The 24,994-nt window shown below is 73.9% G+C and carries 27 protein-coding genes; 9 read left to right on the top strand and 18 right to left on the bottom strand.

Translation table 11 applies throughout. From position 1 onward, the window contains the following. From ACIP9H_RS18455 to ACIP9H_RS18435, 5 genes are all read right to left on the bottom strand, one after another. Nucleotides 1-963: NAD(P)-dependent alcohol dehydrogenase (locus ACIP9H_RS18455; protein ID WP_401959791.1), on the bottom strand; the 963-nt coding region annotated here is incomplete at its 3' end. Next, the gene (locus ACIP9H_RS18450; RefSeq protein ID WP_401586829.1) at nucleotides 960-1,208 is read right to left on the bottom strand and encodes a helix-turn-helix transcriptional regulator; all 249 of its coding nucleotides are present in this window, start codon (nucleotides 1,206-1,208) and stop codon (nucleotides 960-962) included. The genes ACIP9H_RS18450 and ACIP9H_RS18455, both read right to left, overlap by 4 nt. Next, nucleotides 1,202-1,630 (bottom strand): hypothetical protein, encoded by a 429-nt coding sequence (locus ACIP9H_RS18445; protein ID WP_401959790.1) that lies wholly within the window; start codon nucleotides 1,628-1,630, stop codon nucleotides 1,202-1,204. Before ACIP9H_RS18445 ends, ACIP9H_RS18450 begins: the two co-directional genes overlap by 7 nt. A 544-nt stretch (nucleotides 1,631-2,174) precedes the next feature. After that, nucleotides 2,175-3,074, bottom strand: coding sequence for an SIS domain-containing protein (locus tag ACIP9H_RS18440; protein WP_401959788.1), 900 nt, complete (start codon nucleotides 3,072-3,074; stop codon nucleotides 2,175-2,177). A 202-nt stretch (nucleotides 3,075-3,276) separates the two neighbouring features. Next, nucleotides 3,277-4,065 carry a DeoR/GlpR family DNA-binding transcription regulator gene (locus ACIP9H_RS18435; protein WP_401586822.1) on the bottom strand — a complete coding sequence of 263 codons (789 nt, stop codon included), beginning with the start codon at nucleotides 4,063-4,065 and terminating at the stop codon, nucleotides 3,277-3,279. 76 nt (nucleotides 4,066-4,141) lie between these two features. Here ACIP9H_RS18435 and ACIP9H_RS18430 point away from each other — a divergent pair, with 76 nt between their 5' ends. The 5 genes from ACIP9H_RS18430 (at nucleotide 4,142) to ACIP9H_RS18410 (ending at nucleotide 7,874) form a co-directional block, all read left to right on the top strand. Continuing rightward, complete coding sequence (locus ACIP9H_RS18430) at nucleotides 4,142-4,975, top strand: class II fructose-bisphosphate aldolase (protein WP_401586819.1); 834 nt, start codon at nucleotides 4,142-4,144, stop codon at nucleotides 4,973-4,975. A 146-nt stretch (nucleotides 4,976-5,121) separates the two neighbouring features. Then, on the top strand, nucleotides 5,122-5,694 hold the full coding sequence (locus tag ACIP9H_RS18425) for a hypothetical protein (RefSeq protein ID WP_401959786.1): 573 nt from the start codon (nucleotides 5,122-5,124) through the stop codon (nucleotides 5,692-5,694). 43 nt (nucleotides 5,695-5,737) lie between these two features. After that, nucleotides 5,738-6,496, top strand: coding sequence for a YqjF family protein (locus tag ACIP9H_RS18420; protein ID WP_401586815.1), 759 nt, complete (start codon nucleotides 5,738-5,740; stop codon nucleotides 6,494-6,496). Nucleotides 6,497-6,609: 113 nt separating this feature from the next. Beyond that, nucleotides 6,610-6,960: a nuclear transport factor 2 family protein gene (locus tag ACIP9H_RS18415; protein WP_401586812.1), complete on the top strand. Its 351-nt coding sequence runs from the start codon at nucleotides 6,610-6,612 to the stop codon at nucleotides 6,958-6,960. A 14-nt stretch (nucleotides 6,961-6,974) separates the two neighbouring features. Beyond that, entirely contained in the window at nucleotides 6,975-7,874 is a 900-nt protein-coding gene (locus tag ACIP9H_RS18410) for an oxidoreductase (protein WP_401586810.1), read from the top strand. 18 nt (nucleotides 7,875-7,892) lie between these two features. Here the strand turns inward: ACIP9H_RS18410 and ACIP9H_RS18405 are convergent, their stop codons facing one another. Beyond that, nucleotides 7,893-8,534 carry a class I SAM-dependent methyltransferase gene (locus ACIP9H_RS18405; RefSeq protein WP_401586807.1) on the bottom strand — a complete coding sequence of 214 codons (642 nt, stop codon included), beginning with the start codon at nucleotides 8,532-8,534 and terminating at the stop codon, nucleotides 7,893-7,895. Nucleotides 8,535-8,739: 205 nt separating this feature from the next. Here ACIP9H_RS18405 and ACIP9H_RS18400 point away from each other — a divergent pair, with 205 nt between their 5' ends. The 4 genes from ACIP9H_RS18400 to ACIP9H_RS18385 all read left to right on the top strand — a co-directional run bounded on the left by ACIP9H_RS18400 (nucleotide 8,740) and on the right by ACIP9H_RS18385 (nucleotide 12,775). Further along, entirely contained in the window at nucleotides 8,740-10,008 is a 1,269-nt protein-coding gene (locus ACIP9H_RS18400; protein WP_401586804.1) for an ATP-binding protein, read from the top strand. Between the two features lie 47 nt (nucleotides 10,009-10,055). Beyond that, on the top strand, nucleotides 10,056-11,240 hold the full coding sequence (locus ACIP9H_RS18395; protein ID WP_401586802.1) for a MalY/PatB family protein: 1,185 nt from the start codon (nucleotides 10,056-10,058) through the stop codon (nucleotides 11,238-11,240). Between the two features lie 82 nt (nucleotides 11,241-11,322). Beyond that, nucleotides 11,323-12,414 (top strand): NAD-dependent epimerase/dehydratase family protein, encoded by a 1,092-nt coding sequence (locus tag ACIP9H_RS18390; protein ID WP_401959783.1) that lies wholly within the window; start codon nucleotides 11,323-11,325, stop codon nucleotides 12,412-12,414. A 34-nt stretch (nucleotides 12,415-12,448) separates the two neighbouring features. Continuing rightward, a complete protein-coding gene (locus ACIP9H_RS18385; protein ID WP_401586798.1) occupies nucleotides 12,449-12,775 on the top strand; it encodes a plasmid stabilization protein in 327 nt (108 codons plus the stop codon). Between the two features lie 20 nt (nucleotides 12,776-12,795). Here ACIP9H_RS18385 and ACIP9H_RS18380 read toward each other — a convergent pair whose 3' ends face one another. Genes ACIP9H_RS18380 through ACIP9H_RS18325 form a run of 12 tightly spaced genes read right to left on the bottom strand, consistent with a single transcriptional unit; the run spans nucleotide 12,796 to nucleotide 24,707 of the window. After that, on the bottom strand, nucleotides 12,796-13,356 hold the full coding sequence (locus ACIP9H_RS18380) for an SMI1/KNR4 family protein (protein ID WP_401959782.1): 561 nt from the start codon (nucleotides 13,354-13,356) through the stop codon (nucleotides 12,796-12,798). Further along, the gene (locus ACIP9H_RS18375) at nucleotides 13,353-14,372 is read right to left on the bottom strand and encodes a sugar kinase (protein ID WP_401959781.1); all 1,020 of its coding nucleotides are present in this window, start codon (nucleotides 14,370-14,372) and stop codon (nucleotides 13,353-13,355) included. The genes ACIP9H_RS18380 and ACIP9H_RS18375 overlap by 4 nt, the downstream gene beginning before the upstream one ends. Next, nucleotides 14,369-15,253, bottom strand: coding sequence for an SMP-30/gluconolactonase/LRE family protein (locus ACIP9H_RS18370; RefSeq protein ID WP_401959780.1), 885 nt, complete (start codon nucleotides 15,251-15,253; stop codon nucleotides 14,369-14,371). The genes ACIP9H_RS18375 and ACIP9H_RS18370 overlap by 4 nt, the downstream gene beginning before the upstream one ends. Then, entirely contained in the window at nucleotides 15,250-15,885 is a 636-nt protein-coding gene (locus ACIP9H_RS18365; protein ID WP_401959779.1) for a bifunctional 4-hydroxy-2-oxoglutarate aldolase/2-dehydro-3-deoxy-phosphogluconate aldolase, read from the bottom strand. The genes ACIP9H_RS18370 and ACIP9H_RS18365 overlap by 4 nt, the downstream gene beginning before the upstream one ends. Before the next feature lie 27 nt (nucleotides 15,886-15,912). Then, the gene (locus tag ACIP9H_RS18360) at nucleotides 15,913-16,719 is read right to left on the bottom strand and encodes a hypothetical protein (protein ID WP_401959778.1); all 807 of its coding nucleotides are present in this window, start codon (nucleotides 16,717-16,719) and stop codon (nucleotides 15,913-15,915) included. Further along, nucleotides 16,713-17,858, bottom strand: a complete 1,146-nt coding sequence (dgoD, locus tag ACIP9H_RS18355) for a galactonate dehydratase (protein WP_401586782.1) — start codon at nucleotides 17,856-17,858, stop codon at nucleotides 16,713-16,715. Before dgoD ends, ACIP9H_RS18360 begins: the two co-directional genes overlap by 7 nt. Continuing rightward, nucleotides 17,855-18,610: a FadR/GntR family transcriptional regulator gene (locus ACIP9H_RS18350; protein WP_401586780.1), complete on the bottom strand. Its 756-nt coding sequence runs from the start codon at nucleotides 18,608-18,610 to the stop codon at nucleotides 17,855-17,857. The genes dgoD and ACIP9H_RS18350 overlap by 4 nt, the downstream gene beginning before the upstream one ends. Before the next feature lie 50 nt (nucleotides 18,611-18,660). Beyond that, nucleotides 18,661-19,419, bottom strand: a complete 759-nt coding sequence (locus ACIP9H_RS18345; RefSeq protein WP_401587321.1) for an SDR family NAD(P)-dependent oxidoreductase — start codon at nucleotides 19,417-19,419, stop codon at nucleotides 18,661-18,663. A 56-nt stretch (nucleotides 19,420-19,475) separates the two neighbouring features. Continuing rightward, nucleotides 19,476-21,587, bottom strand: a complete 2,112-nt coding sequence (locus tag ACIP9H_RS18340) for an alpha-galactosidase (protein ID WP_401586777.1) — start codon at nucleotides 21,585-21,587, stop codon at nucleotides 19,476-19,478. Next, on the bottom strand, nucleotides 21,584-22,516 hold the full coding sequence (locus ACIP9H_RS18335; RefSeq protein WP_401586775.1) for a carbohydrate ABC transporter permease: 933 nt from the start codon (nucleotides 22,514-22,516) through the stop codon (nucleotides 21,584-21,586). The genes ACIP9H_RS18340 and ACIP9H_RS18335 overlap by 4 nt, the downstream gene beginning before the upstream one ends. Then, a complete protein-coding gene (locus ACIP9H_RS18330; RefSeq protein WP_401586772.1) occupies nucleotides 22,516-23,370 on the bottom strand; it encodes a carbohydrate ABC transporter permease in 855 nt (284 codons plus the stop codon). The genes ACIP9H_RS18335 and ACIP9H_RS18330 overlap by 1 nt, the downstream gene beginning before the upstream one ends. Nucleotides 23,371-23,414: 44 nt before the next feature. Further along, nucleotides 23,415-24,707 carry an ABC transporter substrate-binding protein gene (locus ACIP9H_RS18325; RefSeq protein WP_401586769.1) on the bottom strand — a complete coding sequence of 431 codons (1,293 nt, stop codon included), beginning with the start codon at nucleotides 24,705-24,707 and terminating at the stop codon, nucleotides 23,415-23,417. Between the last annotated feature and the right edge of the window lie 287 nt (nucleotides 24,708-24,994).

The following is a 24,994-nucleotide window of genomic DNA, read 5'->3' as shown; positions in this document are numbered from 1 at the left end:
CAGCTTGCCCCGCACCTCCCCCGCCCGCAGCCGACGAACCGCCTCGGCAGCGTCCCCCAAAGACGGATACACACGGTCGACCGCAGGAACGACCGCGCCCGCGTCGACCAGTTCGGAGAGGCGCTCGAGATCGGCGGCCGGCTGCGTCGCCACCAGGGTGCGTATCCGGTGCCGGACCACGGACGACAACAGCAGCCCGCGCAGTTGCCTGCCGATGCCCCCCGTCCAACGGCCGCCGTGCTCACCGCCGACGATGACGAGGGTGCCGTCGGGGGTGAGGGCGCGGCGCAGCAGGGAGAGCCGCCGGTTGCCCGCGATGTCGAGGACGAGGTCGTACCTGCGGGCACCGTCGGTGGGGTCGTCCTGGGTGTGGTCGACCACCTCGTCGGCGCCAAGGGAGCGGACGAAGGCGGTCTTCGCCGTACCGCACACGCCGGTGACGTGTGCCGCGCCGAGCGCCTTGGCCAGTTGCACGGCGTACGAGCCGACACCGCCGGACGCGCCGATCACGAGGACGTGCTGCCCGGCCCGCAGGCGCCCGCTGTCGCGCAGGGCCTGGAGCGCCGTGCACGCCGAGACGGGGACGGTCGCCGCCTCCTCGAAGCCGAGGCGGCGCGGCTTGGGCGCGAGGTGCGCGGCCTTGGCGCGGGCGTACTCGGCGAAGGTGCCGGCCCCGCTGCCGTACACCTCGTCGCCCGGGGCGAAGCCCGTCACCCCGGGGCCGACGGCCTCGACCCGGCCCGCGAGGTCCGTGCCGCGCACGCGGTCGCGGGGCGCCCGCAGCCCGAAGCCGAGGCCGCGCAGGAGGTAGGGCATGCCGGCCATGAGGTGCCAGACACCCTGGTCGACGGCGGCGGCGTGGACGCGTACAAGCACCTCGCCCGGGCCGGGAACGGGCCGGGCGGTCTCCTCGACCCGCAGGACGGACGGGGGTCCGTAAGTGTCCTGGACGACGGCCTTCACCGGGGCTCCTCGGGCTGCTCGGGGGCGGACTCGGGGGGGTACTGGAACACGGCGTCGAGCGGCACGCCGAAGACGTGGGCGATCTGGAACGCCATCTCCAGGGACGGCGAGTAGCGGCCCTGCTCGATGGCGATGACGGTCTGCCGGGTCACGCCGATGCGCCGGGCGAGTTCGGCCTGCGTCATCTCGTCCTTGGCGAAGCGCAGGGCCCGGATCTCGTTGGTGACCCTGGTCGGCCTCACCACGGGTGGAAGCCCAGCCGGTAGGAGACGATCTTCGCCGCCGACCCCACGACCGCCGACAGGACGAAGGCGAGGTATATCGCGTTGGCGATCCAGAACCGGTCGGACCCGGCCATCGCCAGGACGAGTCCGGCCACCGCCCCGGCGACGACGAACGAGTGGCCGACGTACTCGCCGAAGCGGTGGATCTCCCGGTCGCGCTGGTCCTTCACGCGTCCCTCCCGGGCGGACGTCACCGACACCGCGATGTGCAGCAGGACCGACGCCGCGATCGCTGCGCCCACCGACCACACCAACGCGGCCGCGTAGGGCGCGCCGGCCGGCGACGCGCCTCCCGCCCGGCCGAGGACGACGGTCAGATACGCCGCGTACGACGCGATCGTGACCACGACCATGATCCAGGCGCGTTTTTCCTCGACGGCCATCACAGCCCCCCATGTAAAGAAAACCTGACACCGCCGAGTGTCAAACACTCTTGACTCCATGTCAAGGATTTTTGACCTCGCTACCCTCGCGGACTCGGGCGACGCCGTTGCGAGGGCCGCGCGCACAGCGCATGCGGCCACCGGCGGAGCCCTGGGTGCCCGGCACGAGGCGGCGGCCGCACGCGAGTTGGAGGCACGGCAGGCGCCGACTCCCGCCGCGCGGGCTCCGCCGCCCCCGCGCCCCCGTCGGCAGGCGTCACGGTGCAGGCAACGCCCTGAGCGCCGACACAAAGGCCGCGCTCACAGCGCGGGCGGGCACCGCCGGGGACACGGTCCGAGCACGAGGCGGCGACCGCCGCGCGGAGGGCCGCCGGCCGGCCGGTGGGCAACCGCCGGACTCTTCCCGTACCCCCGCCGCCGGCGCGGCACCGGCACCGCGTGCCGCAGACCCCCGCCGAGGGCGCGCCGCGCTACCGGCGCCCGGGCCTCGCGACCCGCGGACGGCGCACCAAACCGGCGCCGGACCGCACGGCCTGAAGGGCCGTCACGTGAGGATCACGGAACGGGTGAGGTGGCGCGGGGAGTCCGGGTCGAGGCCCCGGGCGGCTCCCAGGGCGGCCGCGAGGCGCTGGACGACGACGAGGTCGGCGAGCGGGTCGCGGCCGGCCGCGACGAGGCGGCCGCCGGTCGCGGCGATCTCCTGCGGCAGGCCCGGCGGCAGGTCGGCCGGGTCGCCGAACCACCAGGCGACGCGGCCGGGTCCGGTGATGCTGATCGGGCCGTGGCGGTACTCCATGACGGGGTACGCCTCGGTCCAGGCGCCCGCCGCCTCGCGCATCTTGAGGGCGGCCTCCTGGGCCACTCCGTACGCCCACCCCCTGCCGAGGAACGTGAACTGCTCCGCCTCCAGCAGTTCGTCCGGCAGCGGGTCGGCGAGCGCCGACTCGCCCTGCGCGGCCAGCCCGTCCAGGTCCTCGCCGAGCAGCGCACGCAGGAGCACGAGTTCGGTGGTGGCGAAGCGCGTCTGCACCACCGACGTCTCGTCGGCGAAGTCCAGGACCGCGGCCGCGTCGGCGAGTTCCATGACGGGGGTGGCCGGGTCGGCGGTGACGGCGACGGTGGGCGTCACGCCGCGCAGGCGGCGGAGCACGTCGAGCACTTCGGTCGTGGTGCCGGAGCGGGTCAGGGCGAGCACCCGGTCGTAGGCGCGTCCGGCCGGCATCTCGGAGGCGGCGAAGGCGTCCGTCTCGCCCAGGCCCGCGGACTCGCGCAGTACGGCGTAGGCGTGGGCCATGAACCATGAGGTGCCACATCCGACCACCGCGACGCGCTCGCCGGGGGCCGGCATCGCGGCGCGCCAGGGGGCGTTCGCGTCGGCGGCCAGGGCGACGGCCCGGCGCCAGCAGTCGGGTTGGGTCGCGATCTCGATCTCGGTCTGGCTCATGGGACTCCGTCCGCTCGCTGTGATCCGCTGCCGCCGGTGCTGTTGGCGCCGGTGCGGGTGGTGCTTGCGCCGGTCTTGACACGCTGCCCGCCCGATCCAGCATGATGAGCGAAACTGCTCGACTCTTGCAATGTTCGCGCACGAACGCGCACGGCGGAAGGAGGTGACGCTCCGCGTGGACAACGGCCGACGCGGCGCGCGGTCAGGCGCGGACGACCTCCACACCGGCCGCCGCGAAGGGCTCGGTGAGCGCGCCGGGCGCGTCCGCGTCCGTCACCAGGACGTGCACGTCCTCGACCGGGCAGATCCGCGCGAACGCCCGCCGGCCGAGCTTCGAGGCGTCCGCGACGACCACCACGCGCTCGGCGCGCCGGGCCAGTTCGCGGTTGACGCCCGCCTCGCCCTCGTGGCGGGCGGTGGCGCCGTGCGCGACGTCGAGGGCGTCGACACCGAGGAAGACCACGTCGAGCGTGATCTGTGCGAGCAGGTCGGCGGCCAGGGGGCCGATCAGCTCGTACGAGGCAGGGCGGGCCACCCCGCCGGTGACGACGAGCTTCACATGCCGGCGCACGGCCAACTCGGCCGCGATGTTCAGCGCGTTGGTGACCACGGTCAGCGTCGGCTCGCCCGCGTCCGCCGCCAGTTCGCCCCGTTCGGCCAGCGCGCGGGCGACCGCCGTCGTCGTGGTGCCGCCGTTCAGGCCCACGACGGCGCCGGGCTTGACGAGGGCCGCGGCGGCGCGCGCGATGCGCTCCTTCTCGGCGGCGCGGCGGGCGGACTTGTAGCGCAGCGGCAGGTCGTAGGCGATGGCGTTGATCGTGGCGCCGCCATGGGTGCGCGTGACCATGTTCTGGCGTGCCAGCTCGTCCAGGTCGCGCCGGATCGTGGCGGCGGAGACGGCGAGTTCGGCGGCCGCGGCCTCGACCTCGATGCGTCCGTCGCGGGTCAGCATCTCCAGCAGCGCGCTCCATCGGGCCTGCGGTGCCGCCATCGTCTCGCCCCTTGTCGCCGGACCTGGCGGCCATGAAACCACAGGCCATCGCCCCGCCGAGAGGAACAACGAGCCCATGCCGCTGATCGGGACCGCCGCACTCGTCCGCTCCGCCCGCGCCGAGGGCCGCGCCGCGGGGGCCTTCAACGTCATCACCCTGGAGCACGCGGAGGCGATCGTCGCCGGGGCCGAGGCCGCGGGGCGTCCGGTCATCTGCCAGATCAGCGAGAACGCCGTGCGCTTCCACGGCGGCGCGCTCGCGCCGATAGCGAGGGCGACCGCGGCGGTGGCCGAGTCCGCGCGCGTGCCCGTCGCCCTGCACCTGGACCACGTCACCGACGACGCGCTGCTGCGGCAGGCCGCCGACTGCGGTTTCGGCTCGGTCATGTACGACGCCTCGGCGCTGCCGCACGAGCGGAACGTGGCCGCCACCCGTGCGGCCGCGCAATGGGCGCACGGCGCGGGCCTGTGGCTGGAGGCCGAACTCGGCGAGATCGGGGGCAAGGACGGCGTCCACGCCCCCGGGGCCCGCACCCACCCCGACGGCGCCCGCGCCTACGTGGCCGCGACCGGGGTCGACGCGCTCGCCGTGGCCGTCGGCAGCTCCCACGCGATGACCACCCGGACCGCGCGGCTCGACCACGACCTGATCGCCCTCCTGCGCGCGGCGGTCGCCGTGCCGCTCGTGCTGCACGGTTCGACCGGGGTGCCCGAGGACGAGCTGCGGCGCGCCGTCGCGGGCGGCATGGCCAAGATCAACATCGGTACCGCACTCAACATCGCCTTCACCGGGGCGATCCGCGGCTTCCTCGCGGCGGACGGCGCCACCGTGGATCCGCGCCGCTACCTCGCGCCCGCGCGTACGGACATGGCGGCAGCGGTGGAGCGGGCCCTGCGCGTCCTGGGCTGAGCCGGCCCGGGCCACCCGTGACGGGACGACTTCGCCGCACATTCCAACATTGACATGTCTAACACGACTCCCCTAGCTTCGACATGTCAATCATGACATGTCGCGCTGCCGAGCGGCGGCGCACTCCGTGAACCTGGAGACCTACCGTGGGTTACCTGCGCGGCTTCATCCCGTGGATCGCGTCCGGCGTCATCTCGTCCTTCGACTGGCGCTGGGGCGCCGTGGCGGGTCTCGTCACGGGCCTGGCGCTGTTCGCGCAGGACCGCCGCCGCGGCGTCGCGCCCGACGCGATGATCCTGGAGCTCAGCGGCAGCCTGTTCTTCGCCGTCGTCGGGACCGTCGCCCTCGCCTCCCCCGACTCGCCGCTGAAGACGTACGACGACGCGCTCTCCTTCGCCTGGCTCGCGCTGACCGCCTGGGGGAGTCTCGCCGTCCGCCACCCCTTCACCCTGGGCATCGCACGCCGCCGGACCCCGCGCGAGTACTGGGAACTGCCCGGCTTCATCGCGGTCAACAACGTCATCACGGCGGTCTGGGGAGCCGGCTTCACCTTCATCTGCGCCGCGCTGGCGGTCTGCCACCTGACCGGCGCCCCGGGCTGGGCCGGCATCGCCGCCCATGCGGCCGGCCTGGCGGGCCCCGCTGCCTTCACCTCCCGCTACCCCGCCCGCGTCCAGGCCCGGCTCCAGGCGGCGGGTGCCGCACCGGTCGAGGTGTGACAGGTTCCCGCCGGGCCCTGCCCGGCTCTGCGATGCTGGCTGTGTGCTCGCCCCGGAACCGATAACGGCCGACCCGCCCGGCGCCACGGCGAATCCGCTGCTGACGCAGTCGTGGCTCGACCTGGCGTTCCTGCACTGGGCCGCCGATCCCGCCGACGTGGCGCCCCTCCTGCCGGCCGGCACCGTGCCGGACACCCTCGGCGGGGTCACCTACGTCGGGCTGGTGGCCTTCCGGATGCACCGCGTCGGCTGGTTCCGGCTCCCCGGCGTCCCGTACCTGGGCACCTTCCCGGAGACCAATGTCCGCCTGTACTCGGTGGACGAGCACGGCCGGCGCGGTGTGGTCTTCCGTTCGCTCGACGCGTCCCGGCTGATCCCGGTCGCGGTGGCGCGGGCCGCGTTCCGGCTGCCGTACCAGTGGGCGCGCATGGACATCCGCCGCGACGGCGACACCCTCAGCTACACCAGCCGGCGGCGCGGGCCCGGGGCGGGCGGGGCGTACGCGCGGATCACCGTGCGGGTGGGCGAGCCCGTCGCCGAGCCGAGCGAGCTGGAGCACTTCCTCACGGCGCGCTGGGGTCTGCACAACACGTTCTTCGAGCGGCCCCTGTACCTGCCCAACACCCATCCGCGCTGGCCGCTGCACCGCGCCGAGCTCCTGGTCTGCGAGGAGAACCTCGTCGCCGCCGCCGGACTGCCCGCGACCACCACCTCGGGGCCCCCGGTCAGCGTCCTGTACTCCGCCGGCGTCCCCGTCCGCTTCGGGCGCCCTGCCCGGCCGGCCGGTATCCCGACCCCCTGAGCCGAGCTGCGCCGATCCGCGGTCGACCACGGCCGCCGAGTTGCTGCTAATATCGAAGCAACTTGCTTCCGTTTTAGCAGCCACTTGCCCACCGCACCCCGAGGAACGGCACCATGACCGCTCAGTCCATCACCCCCGCCGACCTGCCCGGCACCGTCACGCGCTACCTGCGGGCCCACGTCGCCCGCGACACCGCGACGGCGATCGGCGCCTTCACCCCCGACGCCACCGTGACCGACGACGGCAGGACCTACGAGGGCCGCACCGCGATCGAGCAGTGGCTGGACCGGGCGGCGAGCGAGTACACGTACACGACCGAACTGACCGCCGCCGAGCGCGCCGACGCCGGGCACTACGTCGTGACCCACCACCTGGAGGGCGACTTCCCGGGCGGCGTGGTCGACCTGCGCTACCGCTTCGCGCTCCGGGACGGCCTGATCGAACGCCTCGACATCGCGCCGTGAGTCATGCTTCCCCCATGACGAGTGCACCCATCGAACCGCCCTCCCCCAGCTCGACCCTCGCCCTCGACGGGACGACCACCGTCCCGCGCCTGGGCTTCGGCGCGATGCAGCTGCCCGGCCGGTGGAACGGACCCGCCGCCGACCGGGCGGTGTCGGTGGCGGTCGCGCGCCGCGCCGTCGAACTCGGCGCGCGCCACATCGACACCGCGGCCTTCTACTTCTCCGGCGGCAACCGGGCCAACGAGATCCTGCGCGAAGCCCTCCACCCCTACCCGGCCGGCGTCACCATCGCCACCAAGGTGGGCCCGCTGCGCGACGCCGGCGGACGGATGACCGGGGAGGCGGAACCCGGGCAGCTGCGCGGCCTGGTCGAGGAGAACCTGAGGGAACTCGGCGTCGACGTCCTGGACCTGGTCCACCTGCGGGTCGGCCGCCTCGGCACGGACCGGGCCGACTCGCTCGCCGAACGCTTCGCCGTGCTCGCCGCCTTGCGGGAGGAAGGACTCGTACGGCACCTGGGCGTCAGCAATGTGACGCGTGGTCAGCTGGACGAGGCGCGAACCGTCGCGCCGGTCGCGGCGGTGCAGAACCAGTTCGGCGTCCTGGACCAGCGGGACGGCGATCTGGTGGACTTCTGCGCGACCGTGGACATCGCGTACATGCCGTTCTTCGCCCTCGGCGGCGGCCACTCCCCGCTCGACGGGGACGCCCTCGCCAAGGTGGCCGAACGGCACGGCGCGACGCCGTTCCAGATCGCCGTGGCCTGGGGTCTGGCCCGCTCCCCCTCGATCGTCCAGATCCCCGGCACGGCCTCCCTCGCCCACCTGGAGGAGAACATGGCGGCCGCCTCGATCGTCCTCGACGCCGACGACCTGTCCCTGCTGGCCGACGGCGGCCGGTCCGCCGGCGCGTGACCGGCCGCCCCGGGGCCGTCAGCCGGCCGCGGGCAGGCGCCGCACCTTGACCACGTTGTCCCGGCGCGCCGTGGGACGGCCCTCCGGGTCGTTCTGCACGCGCTCGTGCTCCTCGCACAGCAGCACGTCCCATTCGCCCTCGGCGAGTTCGAGATCCCTGAGGACCTCGTCGGGGGTGGGGAAGTGCACCTCCGGGTGGTGGTTGTGCTCCCAGGCGGGGAATCCGCCGTGGCCGGTGACGAGCAGGACGCCCCCGGGGGCGACGGCGGCCGCGGCGGAACGCAGGATGCGCTCACGCGGCATGTAGCCGACGGTGTGCAGGAAGTGGGCGGCGACCAGGTCGAAGGAGCCCTCGGGGAAGGACTCGCCGAGGTCGTGGCGCTCCCAGGTGATCAGCTCGCCGACCCCCGCGTCGGCCGCGTGCCCCGCCGCGCGCCGCAGTGCCACACCGGAGATGTCCACGGCGGTGACGCGCCAGCCGTGCCGGGCCAGCCAGATCGCGTCACCGCCCTCGCCGCAGCCCAGGTCGAGGGCGGTGCCCGGCGTCAGCTCGGAGGTCTCGCGGACCAGGACGTCGTTGGGATTGCCGCTCCACACGCGCTCGGTCGAGGCGTAGCGGTCGTCCCAGTAGTCCTCCTGCGAGGCGATGTCGTCGGTCATCGGTGGATCGGGTCCCTTCACACGTGCGCGGCGCGGCGCCGTCGCGGGCGCCGCCTCGGGCCGACGATGCGCCCGGCCGGCGCCGGGCGACAAGATTCCTTGCCGGTTCGGCAACATCGGCCGGGCGGACGGGGCCCGGGGGGCGCCCGCGTGCCGCGCGGCCGATGATGGGGGGACGGCAGGACGTCGCGCGTGGAGGCTTGCCATGGCCGTGTGGCACGTACGTGATTTCACCCCGGACGATCTCGAGGCTGTGGTGCGCCTGGACGCCGAGAGCGGCACCACCGACCAGCCCGCCGTCTTCCGTCTCTCCGAGGCGGTCGCCGCCCTTCAGGCGCAGCACCCCAGCGTGGTGGCGATCGCCGACGGCCACCTCATCGGGGCGGCGATCGGCCGGGTCGACGGGGACCGGGCGTGGGTGCTGCGGATCAGCCTCCATCCGTCGTGGCGCAACCTGGGCCTGGGCACCGCGCTGCTGTCCGCGGTCGAGCACCGGCTCCAGGCCGCCGGGGCGCGGACGCTGGCCGCCGTGCTGCCCGAGGAGGAGACGGGTACCGCCGCGCTGTGCAACTCCGGTTTCACCCGGCGCCAGGGCCTGACGTACTTCGAGAAGACCCAGGCGGTGACGGCCCAGGACCCGGCGCTGCTGGCCTCGCTCGGCGCGCTCGTGCCGCCCGCCGGGCTGTGGGAGAAGCTCGCCGGGATGGGACGGGAGAAGTCCCTGATCGAGCGCCGGATCGTGCTTCCGCTGGCCCATGCCGAGCTCGCCGACGAGCACGGGGTCGAACCGCCGCAGGCCGTCGTGCTGTTCGGGCCGCCGGGCACGGGCAAGAGCACCTTCGCCCAGGCGGTGGCGAGCCGGCTGGGCTGGCCCTTCGTGGAGCTGTTCCCGTCCCGGCTGGCCCTGGAGGGCGGCATCGCCCCGGGACTCGGCAGGCGCTTCGACGAGATCGCGCAGCTCGACCATGTGCTGGTCTTCATCGACGAGGTGGAGGAGGTCGCCGGCCGCCGCAATCTCGCCGACCCGGCCTCCGTGGGCGTGGTCAACGAACTCCTCAAGTCCATCGTGCGGTTCCGCGACCGCGACGGCCGGCTGCTGATCTGCGCGACCAACACCGTCGCCGCGCTCGATCCGGCGTTCCTGCGGCACGGCCGGTTCGACTACGTGCTGCCGGTGGGCCCGCCCGACCACGAGGCGCGTCGCGCGCTGTGGGGGAGCTATCTCGCCAAGGCGGGCGCCGACGCGGACACCACGGCGCTCGCCGACGCCAGCGAGGGCTTCACGCCCGCGGACATCAAGCAGGCCGCGCGCGCCGTCGCGCAGACCACGTTCGAACGGACGCTGGACACGGGGAACAGGACCCAGGCCACCACGGACGACTATCTGCGCACCATCCGTTCCACCCGCCCCACGGTCACCAGCGACATGGCGCTGGAGTTCGCGGAGCACAGCGTCCGCTACGGCCGCACGTGAGCGTCGCGAGGGGCGGCACGGACGCGGTTCCGCCCTATGTTGGTGTCATGACCACGCCGTCAGCCGCACCCGCGTCCGCTCCCGGCCCCCTCCACCGGCTCACGCTCGACCAGCTCCGGCGCCGCACGAGCATGAAATGGCGGTCCTACCCTGCCGACGTGCTGCCCCTGTGGGTGGCCGAGATGGACGTCCCGCTCGCGGAGCCGGTGGCGCGGGCGCTCACCGAGGCCATCACGATCGGCGACACCGGCTACCCCGCGGGCACCGGGTACGCCGACGCGCTGGCGGCCTTCGCCCGCGACCGCTGGGGCTGGGACGGTGTCGTGCGCGAGCGCGCGGCGATCGTCCCCGACGTGATGCTCGGCGTCGTCGAGATGCTGAAACTCGTGACGGCGCCCGGTGACCCGGTGATCGTCAACTGCCCTGTGTACCCGCCGTTCTACCAGTTCGTGACGCACATGGACCGGAGCGTGGTGGAGGCGCCGCTCGGGCCGGACCTGCGGCTGGACCTCGACACCCTGGAGCAGGTCTTCGCGCGCTGCGCCGCGGACGGCGGGCGGGCCGCGTACCTGCTGTGCAGCCCGCACAATCCGACCGGCACGGTGCACACCGCCGCGGAGCTGGAGGCGGTGGCGGCGCTGGCGGGCGCGTACGGGGTACGGGTGGTGGCCGACGAGATCCACGCCCCCGTGGTGGCCCCGGACGCGGTCTTCGTGCCGTACCTGAGCGTGCCGGGCGCGGAGAGCGGGCTGTCGCTCATGTCGGCGTCCAAGGGGTGGAACCTGGCCGGGCTCAAGGCGGCGCTCGCCCTCGCCGGGCCCGCCGCGGCCGAGGACCTGGCCCGCATGCCGGAGGAGGTCGGGCACGGCCCGAGCCATCTGGGCGTCATCGCGCACACTGCGGCGCTGCGGGAGGGCGGCGACTGGCTGGACGCCGTCCTGGCGGACCTGGACCGCAACCGCCGGCTGCTCGGCTCCCTGCTGGCCGAACAGCTGCCGTCCGTCGGCTACCGGCCCGCCCCGGGGACGTATCTGGCCTGGCTGGACTGCCGCGCGCTGGGCCTCGGCGAGAACCCGTCGGAGGTGTTCCTGGACAAGGGCCGGGTGGCGTTCAGCCCGGGCCCCGACTTCGGCACGGGCGGCACCGGCCACGTACGGCTGAACCTCGCGACCGGCCCGGAGGTGATCACGGAGGCGGTGCGCCGCATGGCGGCCGCCGCCGCAACCGTCTGAATCCGGCACGCACGGGTAGCCGCCCCTGGAACGCGGAACGCGGGAACGCGCGACGTCGAGGAGCAGCGAGGAGGCGAGCGCCGTGACCAGCACTCCAGCACACGGGCCCCGCGACGGGCTGCACGTCGTGGTCGTGGGGGCCACGGGCAATGTCGGCACCAGCCTGGTGCGGGCGCTCGGCGAGGACCCCGCGGTCGCCCGGATCACCGGGATCGCCCGCCGGGTGCCCGCGGACTGGCGGCCGCCGAGGACCACGTGGGTCAGTGCCGACATCACGGACGACAGCACCCGGCTGTCGGGCCTCTTCGACGGCGCCGACGCCGTCGTCCACCTGGCCTGGCTGCTGCAGCCCAGCCACGACCCGGCGATCACCTGGCGCACCAATGTCCTCGGCGGCATCCGGGTCTTCGACGCCGTGGCGGCGGCCGGCGTCCCGGGGCTGGTGCACGCCTCGTCGGTGGCCGCGTACTCCCCCGGCCCCAAGGACCACCCGGTCGACGAGTCGTGGCCCACGCACGGCTGGCCGGGTGCCGCGTACTGCCGCGAGAAGGCGTACATCGAGCGGTATCTCGACGGGTACGAGGCGGACCATCCGCGGGTGCGGGTGGTGCGCATGCGGCCCGGCTTCCTCTTCAAGAAGGAGGCCGCCGCGCAGCAACGCCGCCTGTTCGCCGGGCCGTTCCTGCCCGGACGGCTGGTCCGGCCGCGGCTGGTGCCGGTCGTGCCCGACATGCGGGGCCTGCGCTTCCAGGCGCTGCACACCGACGACGCCGCCGATGCCTACCGCAGGGCGGTCCTGCGGCCGGTGCGCGGCCCCTTCAACCTGGCCGCGGAGCCGCCGCTCGACGCGGCGGAACTGGCCTCGATCTTCGGCGCCCAGGTCGTGCGGATGCCGCGCGCCGCCGTGCGTGCCGCCCTGGCGGGCGCCTGGCGGCTGCACCTGGTGCCGTCCTCCCCCGGGCTCTTCGACGCGGTGCTGCGGCTGCCGCTGCTCGACACCGGCCGGGCCCGGCGGGAACTCGGCTGGCGTCCCCAGCACAGTGCGACCCACGCGGTCGAGAAGTTCCTGGAGGGCCTGCGCGAGGGCAGCGGGGCGAACACCGCGGTGCTGGCTCCGAGCGGGGCCGTGGGGCGGCTCCACGAGGTCGCGACGGGCGTCGGCTCGCGGCCCTGAGCGCGCATACGAGACGAATGGTGAGGTGACGGCGATGCCGGCAGGTTCCAGCCCCAAGCGGGAGCGGCAGTACGAGCACATCAAGGAGAGCGCCGAGGAGCGCGGCGCGAGCGAGAAGCGCGCGGAGGAGATCGCCGCCCGCACCGTCAACAAGGAGCGCGCCCGCGCGGGCGAGTCGAGGACGGCGAGCCGCAGTTCCCTGGACGACATGTCCTCGGGCCGCCGCGGCGGCCTGCGCTCGGGCCACGGCCCGCAGGGCCCCACGTACGACCAGCTGTACGCGGAGGCGCGGCGACGCGGCGTCGACGGCCGCTCGCACATGAACAAGGCCGAACTCAAGCGGGCTCTCGGCGAGAACTGACGCCTCCCACCCGCTCCGCGTCACGCCGCGTCGAACCAGGGCTTGTCCGCCGCCCAGTGCCGGACCCAGCCGGCGAAGCCGGGTTCACCCGTGCTGAAGCCGAACGGCGCCCCGAAGGGAGCGGCACCGACGTCGGTGACCTGCCAGACGTGCCCCCGGTGGGGGCCGGTGACAACGAGGTGCCAGTTCATCGCGCAGCCGTCGGTGCCGAGCACGACCGAACCATGGTTGAGGACCTGGTGGATCATCTCGTCGGAGTCACCGGACGGAGCCGGGTCCTCCTCCCACAGCCACGCCCCGGTCAGGGGGAACGGCTTGCCCAGGTCACGGTCTTGCCCGTCACTGCCCCAGTCGGCGGGCAGCTCCGCCGCCGGCAGCAGTCCGTGGTCCGGCGGCCCTGAGGACGAGCCGTCCGTCTCCTCGGCGACGAACGTCCGGTACGGCTCGGGCAGCACGATCCCGTGTGCCGCCTCGAAGGCACGGACACCCTCCCAGCCGAGAGCCGACTCGCCGCCGTCGTCGACCCCGAATGCCGCCCGCAGTGCGGCGAGTTCCCCGGGGTCGGCCTGCTCACTGTTCATGCGGTACGGATATCACCCGGCTGCGACATCTCGAACCCCACGGACGTCCGGCGCCAGGTCGCCTCGTCGGCATCCAGCAAGGCGGTGAGGACGTCGGGGGCCGGGAGCGGGCCGTGGTCGGCGGGGACGCGCAGGGCCGAGGCGGCGGTCAGGTGACCGAGCCGGAGGGCCCGCTCGACGGGGAGGCCGCGGTGCAGGCCCGCGAGGAAGCCGGCGGCGAACGCGTCGCCCGCGCCGACGGGTTCGGCCACGCGGACGGTCAGCGCGGGCACCGTGCGGGCGTCCGTGCCGACGAAGGCGGTCGCGGACCTGGCGCCGTCCTTCACCACGAGGACCCGTGGCCGGGCCAGCAGCGCGCGGACCGATGGGGCGTCGGTGACGGTGTCCCCCCACAGCGCCTGGGCCTCGTCCAGTCCGACGAGCACGATGTCGGCGCGGTCGGCAAGGGGGCGCAGCACCTCCGCGGCGGCGGCGCGGCCGCTCCACAGGGCGGGGCGGTAGTTCACGTCGAAGCTGACGGGGCACGGACGTCCGGGGCGCAGCGCGCGCTCGACGAGGGTCCGGCAACCGGCCGACAGGGCGGGCGTGATGCCGCTGAGGTGGAGCAGCGCGGCGCCGTGCAGGGCCGGGTCGTCGAGCAGGTCCTCGGTGAGCGCCGACGCCGCCGAGTCGCGCCGGCGGTAGTGGACGCGGGTGCCGTGCTCGCCCGGGTCCTTGAACAGCAGCCCGGTGGGGCGGTCCGGGTCGACGCGCACACCGTCGACGTCCACCCCGCCCGCGGCGATCCGCGCGAGGACTCGGCGGCCGAACGGGTCGTCGCCGACGGCCGACACCCAGCGTGCGGGCACGCCGTGGTCGGCGAGGTAGAGGGCGACGTTGGACTCGGCGCCGGCGACCGCGACCCCGAGCCGGTCGGCGCTCTCCAGCGGCCCGAGGGGGTCCGGCACGAGCGCGGCCATGGTCTCCCCGACACAGACCACGGGGCCCGGACCGAGCTTCGGCGCGGCGGTGTTCACGGGCCGTCCTCCGGTTCGGGGCCGACCGGGCGGTAGGGCGCGGCGGGAGTGCCGGGGACGTCGACGCGGACGGTGAAGACGGCGCCGTCGAGCGGGCCCGGGGCGTCGAGGCCGATGGTGGCGCTGGTGACATGGAGGGTGCGGCCGTCCGGGCCGCCGAGGCACAGTCCGGCGGGCTGGACGGCGGGGAGTTCCACGACGCGGTCGAGCGTGCCGTCGGGCAGGTGGCGGCGGACCTGGCCGGTGCCCCACACCGCGGTCCACAGGGCGCCCTCGGCATCGACGGCCATGCCGTCCGGGCTGCCGGAGTCCAGGGTCACGAAGGTCTCGGGCGCGCCGAGTTCACCGCCGGCCACGTCCACCGGGTAGCGCCGGACGACACCGCGGGCGCTGTCGGCGAGGTACATCGTGCGGCCGTCGGCGGTGAAGGCGGGCCCGTTCGGCACCGTGATGCCGCGCAGGACGCGGGTGACGCTGCCGTCGCGGTCCACGCGGTACAGGGAGCCCGCGTCCTCGGTCGCCGCGTAGGCCATGCTGCCCGCCCAGAAGCGGCCGTACGCGTCGGCGACGCCGTCGTTCATGCGCATGGGCTCGAACGCGCCGTCCTCGGGCCGGGCGAGCCAGCGCACCCGCCCGGCGGGGTCGATGCGGCAGATGCCCGTGCCGGCCGCCGCGATCCAGTGCCCGGGGCGCCCCTCGACGGGGGCCACCGCGCCCAGCGGCACCGACAGCCGGGCCACCGTCCGGAAGTCGGGGGCGGTCAGCAGACGGCCCGTCAGGATGTCGGTGAGCACAACGCGGCCGTCGGTCCACCGGATGCCCTCGCCCAGTTCGAGGCGTTCCTCGCCGACGACCTCGTACGCGGTGCCGGTGGCGGTCACGGCGCGGGCTCCGCGCGGACGACGTCCAGGAACTCCCGCGCCCGCTCCCGCAGTGCGGCCAGGCTGCCTCCGGCGGCGGCGTCCGCCACCAGTGGCGAGCCGACGCCGACCGCGAGGGCGCCGGCGGCCAGGTAGGCGGCGGCGGCCGGCGCGTCCACGCCGCCGACCGGCACGAACGGCAGGTCGGGGAAGGGCGCGCGCAGGTCCCGCAGGTAGCCGGGGCCGCCCGCGCTGCCGGCGGGGAAGAGCTTGAGTGCCTGGGCACCGAGCTTCAGGGCCTGGAGGACGTCGGTCGGGGTCATCACACCGGCCAGGACGGGCAGTCCCAGTTCGCGGCCGGTGGTGACGCCGTCGCCGAGCGCGGGGGTGACGAGGAAGGCGGCGCCGGCGCGGTGCGCGGCGTGGGCGTCGTCGGCGCTGAGCACGGTGCCCGCGCCGAGGGTCGCCCCGGGCCCGAGCGCGGCGCGGGCCTGGGCGATCACGTCGAGCGCGCCGTGCCCGGTGAGGGAGACCTCGATGAGGGTGACGCCCTCCTCGGCGAGGGTGAGCACGGTCTTGAGTGCGGCGTCCGGGTCGTTGCCCCGGACGATGGCGAGCAGCCGGTGGGTGCGCAGCGCGGCGAGCAGGTCCATCCGACATCCCTTCTGCTGGTGGGTGGTTCAGGTGCGGCGGGTCGCGGTGGCGGTCAGCCGCCAGGAGACCTCGCCGGAGGCGGGCACGACGGCCGTGTCGCCCTCGTTTGCGCCCGCGCGGTCGAAGACGCGGCCGAGCATCGGCTCGACGCCGGTGGAGCGGTACGGTGCGTCGGCCGGGAAGGCGCCGAGGTTGCGCCACAGCGCGACGGCAACCGGCTGCCCCTCCGCCTCGAGCGCCAGGTGCAGCGTGTCGGGGCCGTCGGTGACCGTCATCCGGCCCGTGTCGACGACGGCGCCGACCGCGGTCCCGTCGTCGGGCCCGAGCACGTCGAGCGGGAAGCCGCCCACGGTGGGCCAGGTGCCGGGGACCTGGGTCGCGCCCTCGTCCGGGTAGAGCCGGGCGGCGGGCCGCCCGTCGACGCCGAGCCGGGCGGCGGGCGACAGGTCCAGCAGCGCGTGGGCGGCCCACACGAAGCGGTAGCCGGGTTCGGCGCGCAGCGTGTACGCGGCGACGACGGCGCCCGCCTCGGCGGTGACGCGGCGGGTCAGCCGGAAGTCGGGGCACTCCACGGTGTACCCGTCGCCGTCGCCGTCGGCCCGCCACGGCCGCGACCAGGCGTCCCCGTGGTCGGGGAGTCCGCGCACGGTCGGCACGCACTCCTCCAGTCCCCCGGCGTCGGCGAACGCGTCACCGGGCGCGACGCCCGCGCGGCGCGGCTCCTCGCGGTGCCACAGCCATTCGCGGCCGCCGCCCGCGAGCGAAGTCCAGCGGCCGCCGTGCGCCGGGTCGGTGGCGACGGTGAGCGGCACCGGCCGCGGCGCGGTCACCATTCGGCGAACGAGCCGTCGGCGTGCCGCCAGACGGGGTTGCGCCAGGCGTGCCCGGCGCGGTCCGCGGCGCGCACGGCCTCCTCGTCGACGTCGATGCCGAGACCGGGCGCCTCAGGACGGCGGGCCTGCCCGTCGACGAAGCGGAACGGCTCGGGGTCGACCACGTACGACAGCAGGTCGGCGTCCTTGTTGTAGTGGATGCCCCGGCTCTGCTCCTGGATCAGGAAGTTGGGCGTGGCGAAGGCGACCTGGAGGCTCGCGGCGAGCGCGATGGGCCCGAGCGGGCAGTGCGGCGCGAGGTGGGCGCCGAAGGTCTCCGCGAGCGCGGCGATCCGGGTGACCTCGGAGATGCCGCCCGCGTGCGAGAGGTCGGGCTGCACGACGGCGACACCGGCGTTGAGCACGGTGAGGAAGTCGGCGCGGCCGTAGAGCCGTTCACCGGTGGCGACCGGGACGTTGGAGGCGGCGACCAGGCCGGGAAGCAGGTGCGCCTGGTCGGGCAGCACGGGCTCCTCGACGAACAGCGGGTGGAGCGGGGCTATCTCGTGCAGCACGCGCCGCGCGTTGGCCGCGGTGAAGCGGCCGTGGAAGTCCACGGCGACGTCGCGGTGGGCGCCCAGCGCCTCGCGCGCCACGGCGACGCGCTCGACGACGGCGGCCGTCTCGGCGGGGCTGGTGAGCGGCGGCGTGGCGCCCGCGGCGTTCATCTTGACGGCGGTGAAGCCGGCCTCGACCTGGGCGGTGATCTCGTCCTTCAGCCGGGCGGGTTCGTCGCCCCCGACCCAGGCGTACACGCGGACGGTGTCGCGCACCGGCCCGCCGAGCAGGGTGTGCACGGGGACGCCGAGGGTGCGGCCCGCGATGTCCCACAGGGCCTGGTCGATGCCCGCGACGGCGCTGGAGAGCACCGGCCCGCCGCGGTAGAAGCCGCCCTTGGTCAGCACCTGCCAGTGGTCCTGGATGCGCAACGGGTCCTTGCCGATGAGCTGTTCCGCCAGCACCTCGACGGCGGCCCGCACCACCTCGGCGCGGCCCTCGACGACGGGTTCGCCCCAGCCGACGACACCGTCGTCGGTCTCGATGCGGCAGAACAGCCAACGGGGCGGCACGAGGAACGTCTCGATGCGCGCGATCTTCACTTTGCGGGGTCGTCCTTCTCTTCGGTGGGGGGCTGCTCGCTGCCGTGCGGTCCGCTGACCTTGTCCAGGTCGCGCATCGCCTGGTCGAGCAGGGCACGCATGGCGTTCTCCGCCGCGTCCGCGTCCCGGTCGCGCACGGCGTCCAGGACGGCGCGGTGGCTCGGCACGGGGTCCTCGCTGTGGGGGGCGCTGTGCACGATCTCGTCACGCTGGGCGAGACCGGACTCGATGACCATCTCCATGCGTTCCAGCAGTTCGTTGTGCGTGGCCGCCAGCAGCGCGCGGTGGAAGGCGAGGTCGGCCTCGACGGCGTGGCTCGCGCTGCCCTCCTCGCCCATGGCGGCCAGGGCCGCGTCGAGCGCTTCCAGGTCCTCGTCGGTGCGGCGGGACGCGGCCAGCCGTACGGCGGCGGGTTCGATGATGCCGCGCACCTCGCCGAGGTTGCGCAGCAGCGCCTGGTCGGCGCCGGAACCGTTGCTCTCGGAGAACTGCCAGCGCAGCACGTCCGCGTCGAGCAGGTTCCAGTCGGCGCGCGGCCGCACGAAGGTGCCGCGCTTCTGCCGGGCGTCGACCATGCCCTTGGCCGCGAGCACCTTCAGCGATTCGCGCAGGGCCGTCAGGCTGACGTCCAGTTCGTCCTGCAGGGCCGCCATGTCGAGCGTCGCTCCCTCGGGGATCTCGCCGCTGAGCACTCGGCGGGCGAGGGTCTCCACGGTCTGGCCGTGCACTCCGCGGCGCGCGTATGGCGTCATGTGTATGCCTTTCTTGCTGGTCGTTCGGGACGGGAGCGGCTCTCCGGGTGTCAGGCGGAGGACTTGACGACGCTCCAGCCGCCGTCGACCACCAGGCTCGTTCCGGTGATGTACGAGGCTTCCTCGGCGGTGAGGAAGGCGACGGCGGCGGCGACCTCCTCGGGGGTTCCGAAGCGGCCGGCCGCCGTCTCGGCGACGCTCTGCTCGCGTTCGTCCTGCGGTACCCGGTCCCATGCGGCGGTCAGGATCGGCCCGGGCAGCACGGCGTTGACGCGCACCTCCGGTCCGTACTCGACGGCGAGCTGCGAGCACAGCGACAGCAGCGCGCCCTTGCTTGCCGCGTAGGCCGGGTGGCCGGGGATGCCGTGGTGGGCGTGAACGGACGAGGTGAGGACCGCCGCGCCGCGCTCCTGGCGCAGGTCGGGCAGGACCGCCTTGAAGCCGAGGAAGGCACCGGTGAGGTTGACCGACAACTGCCGTTCCCAGGACGCGAGGCTCGTCTCGTGAGCGGGGGCGACCCGCACCGTGTAGGCGTTGCTGACCAGGACGCCGACCGGCCCGAAGCCGTGCGCGGCGTCGACGACCCGCCGCCAGTCGTCCTCGCTCGCGACGTCGGCGGCGACGAAGGCGGCGCGCGCGCCGTCCTTGCGCAGCCGGGCGGCGGTCTCCTCCCCGCGGTCGGCCGCGATGTCGACGAGCACGACGGCGGCGCCCTCGGCGGCCAGTCGCGCCGCGGTGGCGGCGCCGATGCCGGAGGCGGCACCGGTGACGACGGCGACGCGGTTGGTGAAGCGGGCCGCTGGGTTCATGGGGCTGGTCGTCTCCTGTTCGTTCCGTGCCATGGGTGCAGATTGTCGCCCGGCCGTCACTGGCGTGCCAGGACGACGAGCTCCGCGTCGTACTGTGCCGTCCACGCGAACGGCAGTCCCGAGTGCAGCAGATGGGCGCCGCTGTAGCGGGTTCCGGTGGCCGTGTCGGTCCAGACGGAGTCGGGCGCGAGGCCGCGCAGCCGGAGCCGGGCGTGCCTGCCGGACACCAGGGGCGCGCCGTCGAGGGTCCCGGTGTTCCAGGCCGTCACGACCAGGCGGGCGCCGCCCGGTTCCTCGTACTGGATGCCGCAGGTCGGGTCGGCGGGGCTGCCCAGCAGGTGGACCTCGCCGTGGTGGACGACGTCGCGGACCTCCTTGTAGCGGGCGATCCACCGCGCGGCCTCGGCCCGCTGCTCGGGCGTCCAGTGCCGGATGTCGGCGCCGATGCCGAGCACGCCGGCGGCGGAGTTGACGAACCGGAAGGCCAGCGAGCGGGGCCGCGGGTCGAAGACGCCGGGGGCGTCGGTGACCCAGGAGCTCATGGTGTGCGGGGCGTGCGCGTGGAGGTATCCGTACTGGATGCGCAGCCGGTCCATGGGCGCGGTGTTGTCGCTGGGCCACACCACGTCGGTGCGCGCGATGGTGGCGTGCTCGACGCGTCCGCCGCCGCCCGCGCAGCCCTCGACGGTGACGTGCGGGTGCGCGGTGCGCAGGTGGTCCAGCACCCGCAGGTAGCCGGCGACGTGGGCGGCGTCGAGGTCCTGGAGCTCGGGGTCGGCGCCCGCCGGGTGGCCGGGGCGGCCGCGCTCGGTGGGGGGCCGGTTCATGTCCCACTTGAGGTAGCTGATGGCGTGGGAGCCGAGCAGCCGGTCGAGCGTGCCGATGACGAAGTCCTGGACGTCCTCGCGGCCGAGGTCGAGCAGCAGCTGGTTGCGCACGAGCGTGGCGGGCCGGCCGTCGATCCGGTACACCCACTCGGGGTGCTCGGCGTACAGCTTCGAGCGGGGGCTGATGCCCTCGGGCTCCACCCACAGGCCGAAGTCCATGCCCAGCGCCCGCACGTCCTCGACGAACCGGTCGAACCCGCCGGGGAACTCGGCCGGGTCCGGGTCCCAGTCGCCGAGGCCGCCGGTGTCGTCGGGGCGTCCCACGAACCAGCCGTCGTCGACCACGAAGAGTTCGGCGCCGAGTTCGGCGGCGACCTTCGCCAGTTCCAGCTGGTTCCCGGCGTCGACGTCGAAGCCGGTCGCCTCCCAGGAGTTGTAGAGCACCTTGCGGGGGCGGTCCATGCGCCCGCCGGTCAGGTGCCGCTCGTAGCGGTGCCAGACGCGGGCCAGCCCGTCGAGCCCGTCGGGGCTGAACGCGCAGGCCAGCCGGGGCGTGACGAGCGTCGCGCCGGGGGCGAGGCGGACCGCGCCCTCGTGGGGCACCCGGCCGGCGCGCACGCGCACCGCGCCGCCGGGCTCGGCGTCGGCGGTGATCCGCCAGTTGCCGGACCACTCCAGGGCGATGCCGTAGGTGGGGGTGGCGCCCTCGGCGGGGGACGCGGCGTCCTGGACGGCGAGCCAGGGGTGGTAGGCGTGTCCGGCCGAGCCCTGGGTGCTCTCCATCTCGAAGCGCCCGCGCTCCAGGGTGACGTCCTTGAGCTGGAACTCCTGCGACCACTGGCCCGACAGGTAGCTCAGCCGCGCTCCGCCCTGGACGGGGACGTTGACGGCGGCGGAGTCGAAGCGCTCCAGCCGTACGTCGCTGTCCCCGGTGCAGGTCAGCTCGGTCCAGCGCAGGACGACGTCGGTGCCCGGCACCGTCTCGTAGCACAGCGTGGTGCGCAGCCCGAGCAGGTCGTCGGCGAAGTCCAGACGCAGTGCCCGGTCGCCGTCCTGCGTGGCGCCGGTGAACCGCCACCAGCTGCCGCGGTCGCCGCCGGGGCGGGAGGCGATCAGGTCGGCGCCGGTGAACGGCCGCAGCCCGTGCGGGATGTACTCGGCCGGGGCGGCGTCGGCGGGCGTGATGAAGTGGGTGCGGCGCGACCAGTCCAGGGGCGACGGGCCGTCCTCGGCGCCGTGCGGCCCCCAGGCGGCGAGCTCGGCCCAGCGGCCCTCGCCGCCGAGGGTGACGGCATAGGTGGTGGTGTCGGTGCGCAACAGCCACCGGTCGTGCGCGGTCACTTGACGGCTCCGAGGTTGAGTCCGGCCACGAAGTGGCGCTGGAAGCGGAGGAAGACGGCCACCGTCGGGGCGGCGGCGATCACCGAGCCGGCCGCGATGACGTTCCACATCGACACGTACTGTCCCTGGAGTCCGATGAGGGACGCCGTGATGGGCATCTGCGTGTCGGTGCGCAGCACCGTGATGGCCCACAGCAGGTCGTTGAAGATCCAGGTGAACGACAGTGCGCACAGCGCGGCCAGCGCCGGGCGGGCCAGCGGGAGGATGATCCGCCAGTAGATCTGCCAGGGGTTCGCGCCGTCGATGACGGCGGCCTGCTGGATCTCGCCGGGGATCGACCGCATGAAGCCGTGCAGGACGAAGACGTAGAAGCCGACGCCGAAGCCGACCTGCACGCCGATCAGGGCGTACAACTGGTCGTAGATGCCGAGCACTTCGCTCAGCTTGGAGACCGGGATCAGCAGGATCTGCGGGGGCAGCAGGTTGCCGCCGAGCATGATCAGCAGCAGGACGCGCCGGAAGGGCAGGTCGTAGCGGCTGAGCGCGAACGCGGCCATGGAGGCGAGGCCGAGCGAGAGCAGCACGGTGGGAACGGTGACCAGCATGCTGTTGATGAGGGCGCGCTGCTGGCCGCCGTCCACCCACGCCTGACGGAAGCTGTCGAAGGTGAACGAGTGCGGCCAGCTGCCGACACCGTGCGCGGCGATGTCGTCGAACGTCCGCGTGCTGGTGACCAGGACGAGGGCGATCGGCAGCAGCCACAGCGCGGACAGCAGTCCCGCGGAGAGGTGGAAGCCGGCGGTGCGCAGGGCACGGCCGCGCCGCTGGGAGAGGTGCGGCCGCACGGCCGGGACCCCACCGGCCCGGTCCGCCGCGTCCTTGTGGCCCTCGTGGTCCTCGGCGCGCGAGGTGGCGTGGGTGGCGGTCATCAGTCGGCCTCCCTGAAGGCACGCACGAGGTAGCTCGCGATGACGCCGAAGGCCAGCACGAAGATGACGACGGCGAGCGCGGAGCCGTATCCCAGCCGCAGCGACTGGAACGCGGTGGAGTACATGTAGGTGCTCAGCACTTCGGAGGAGTGGTACGGGCCGCCGCGGGTGAGCGCCCACACGACGTCGAAGGAGCGCAGCGAGTCGATGACGATGACCGACAGGACGACCGCGTTGACACTGCGCAGCTGCGGCAGGGTGATGTGCCGGAACTGCTGCCAGCGGGTGGCGCCGTCGACCTTCGCCGCCTCGTACAGCGCCGGGTCGACGCCCTTGAGCCCGGCCAGGTACAGCACCATGACGTAGCCGACCTGGCGCCACAGCGCGGGCACGATCACCGCGTAGAAGGCGGTGTCCTGGTCGGCCAGCCAGGCGTGCTTCCAGCCGCCGAGGCCGATCGCCTCGAGGACGTTGTTGATCAGGCCGTCCGGCTGGTACATCGCCTGCCACACCAGGGCGGTGGCGACCAGCGAGAAGACCACCGGCAGGAAGAGCGCCGCCCGGTAGAACGCGATGCCGCGCCGCTCCTGCTGGAGCAGCAGCGCGGCACCGAGTCCGAGGACGGCGGAGAGCCCGCCGAAGAGCAGCAGCCACAGCACCGTGTTGATCGCGGCGGTGCGGAAGACCGCGTCGTGCACCATCTCGCTGAAGTTGCCGAGGCCGACGAACTTCGGGGCGCCCAGCCCGTCCCAGGAGGTCAGGGAGAGGTAGAACCCCTGGAGGGCCGGCCAGAAGACCCAGAACGCCTCGACGAGCAGCGGGATGAGGACGAAGGCCAGGACCACCGGGGGCACCCGAGTGGCCCTGGACCGTCGTGTGGAGCCGATCAGCGCCATTGTCACTGGCTCCAGATCTTCTGTGCGCTGCGCTGCCACGTCGTCAGGATGGAGCCGATCTCCTTGGGCTTCGCCAGGTAGTGCACGAGCGCGGTGTCCGCGGTCGGCTGGAGGGCGTCGCTGGAGTCCCGGTTGAAGAACTGGGTGAGGTCGGCGGCGCTCTCGATGAGCTTGCGGCCCTTGAGGACCAGCGGGGTGCCGGCGTCCTTGGCGTCCGGGTGGGTGGGCAGCGTCGTGCCGGACGAGCTCTTGAGGTAGAGCTCCTGCGCCTCGGCGGTGGCCAGGTAGCGCAGCAGCTCCTTGACGCCGTCGGCGCGCTGGGTGCGGGCGCTGGCGAAGTAGCCGTCGGTGGGCGCCTCCTCGGCGACCGGCACCTTGGGGTCGATGATCGGGAACTGGAAGAAGTCCAGGTCCCCGAGGGCGTCCTTCGGCGCGGCGTCGGCGAAGAAGGTGCCGATCAGCATCATGCCGGTGCGGCCCTGGAGCAGGGCGGTGGTGGCGTCCTGGAAGGGGATCGCCGTGCCGTTGGGGTCGAAGAACGGGCGCGCCTGGTCCCACGTGTCGAAGACCTTGCGCACTTCGGGGTCGTCGAAGCGGTGCTTGCCGGCGAGGAGTTCACGGTGGTACGTGGCACCGTTGACCCGGATGTTCAGGTAGTCGAACCAGGCGGAGGCGACCCACGGGGTGTCGCCGCCGGCGCCGAGGCCGATGGGGGCGACACCCTTGCTCTTGAGCTTGTCGCACAGGTCCAGGAACTCGTCCCAGGTCTTGGGCTCCTGCACGCCCCACTTCTCGAAGTTCGACTTGCGGTAGAACATGCCCCACCAGTAGTAGCTGGTGGGCACGAAGACCTTCTTGCCGCTGGAGGCCGAGGTGCACAGCTTCTTCAGGGCGTCGGAGTAGCCGGCGAGCTCGGGCTTCTCCCAGACGTCGCTGATGTCGAGGAGCAGGTCCTTCTTGGCGTACGACTCCGCGACGGAACCGGGGTACCAGGTGTACGCGTCCGGCGGGTTGGCGGAGGTGAGGTACGTCGGCAGCTGCGTGCGGAAGGTCTCGGAGGCGACGGTGTTGAGCTGCGCCTTGGTCGTCCCGCGCTTGTCGAACGCGGCGACGATCTCCTGCATCGCGGTCTTCGCCTGCGGGGAGGAGAGGTTGGACTGCAGGGTCACCGGGCCGCCGGACTTTCCTCCGGATGCGGCCGGGCTCTGGGTGACGCAGCTGCTCAGCAGTGCGCCGGCGCCGACTGCGCCGGCTCCCACGAGGAACCGGCGGCGGCTGGCGTTGATGGCGGTCATCTGTGTACTCCTAATGTGCCCACGGAACGGAGCTGAGGCCCCCTGACGGCCCGGCTCTGGGTGCGGCAGGAACAGACTGTCGCAGTGGTCAGCGCGCCGTCAAGATTAATTACTAATTTATTTCTGGGGTGGTGCGCCTCGGGTCGAACGAGGCCCGGGGGCGCACCAGATGGAGCGAACAAGCTGGTCAAGCGCGGGGCGAGGTGGACCGGCGGAGCGACGCTCAGAGCCCGGCCCGGTGGACGCGGCCGCCCACCCCTGTTAACCCGGCGAGCACACCGTCGCCC

It is taken from the genome of Streptomyces sp. NPDC088732 (genome assembly GCF_044751205.1).
GTDB lineage: Bacteria > Actinomycetota > Actinomycetes > Streptomycetales > Streptomycetaceae > Actinacidiphila.
The sequence above is the reverse complement of the archived record's forward strand: the minus strand, read 5'-3'. Positions and strand labels throughout refer to the sequence as shown.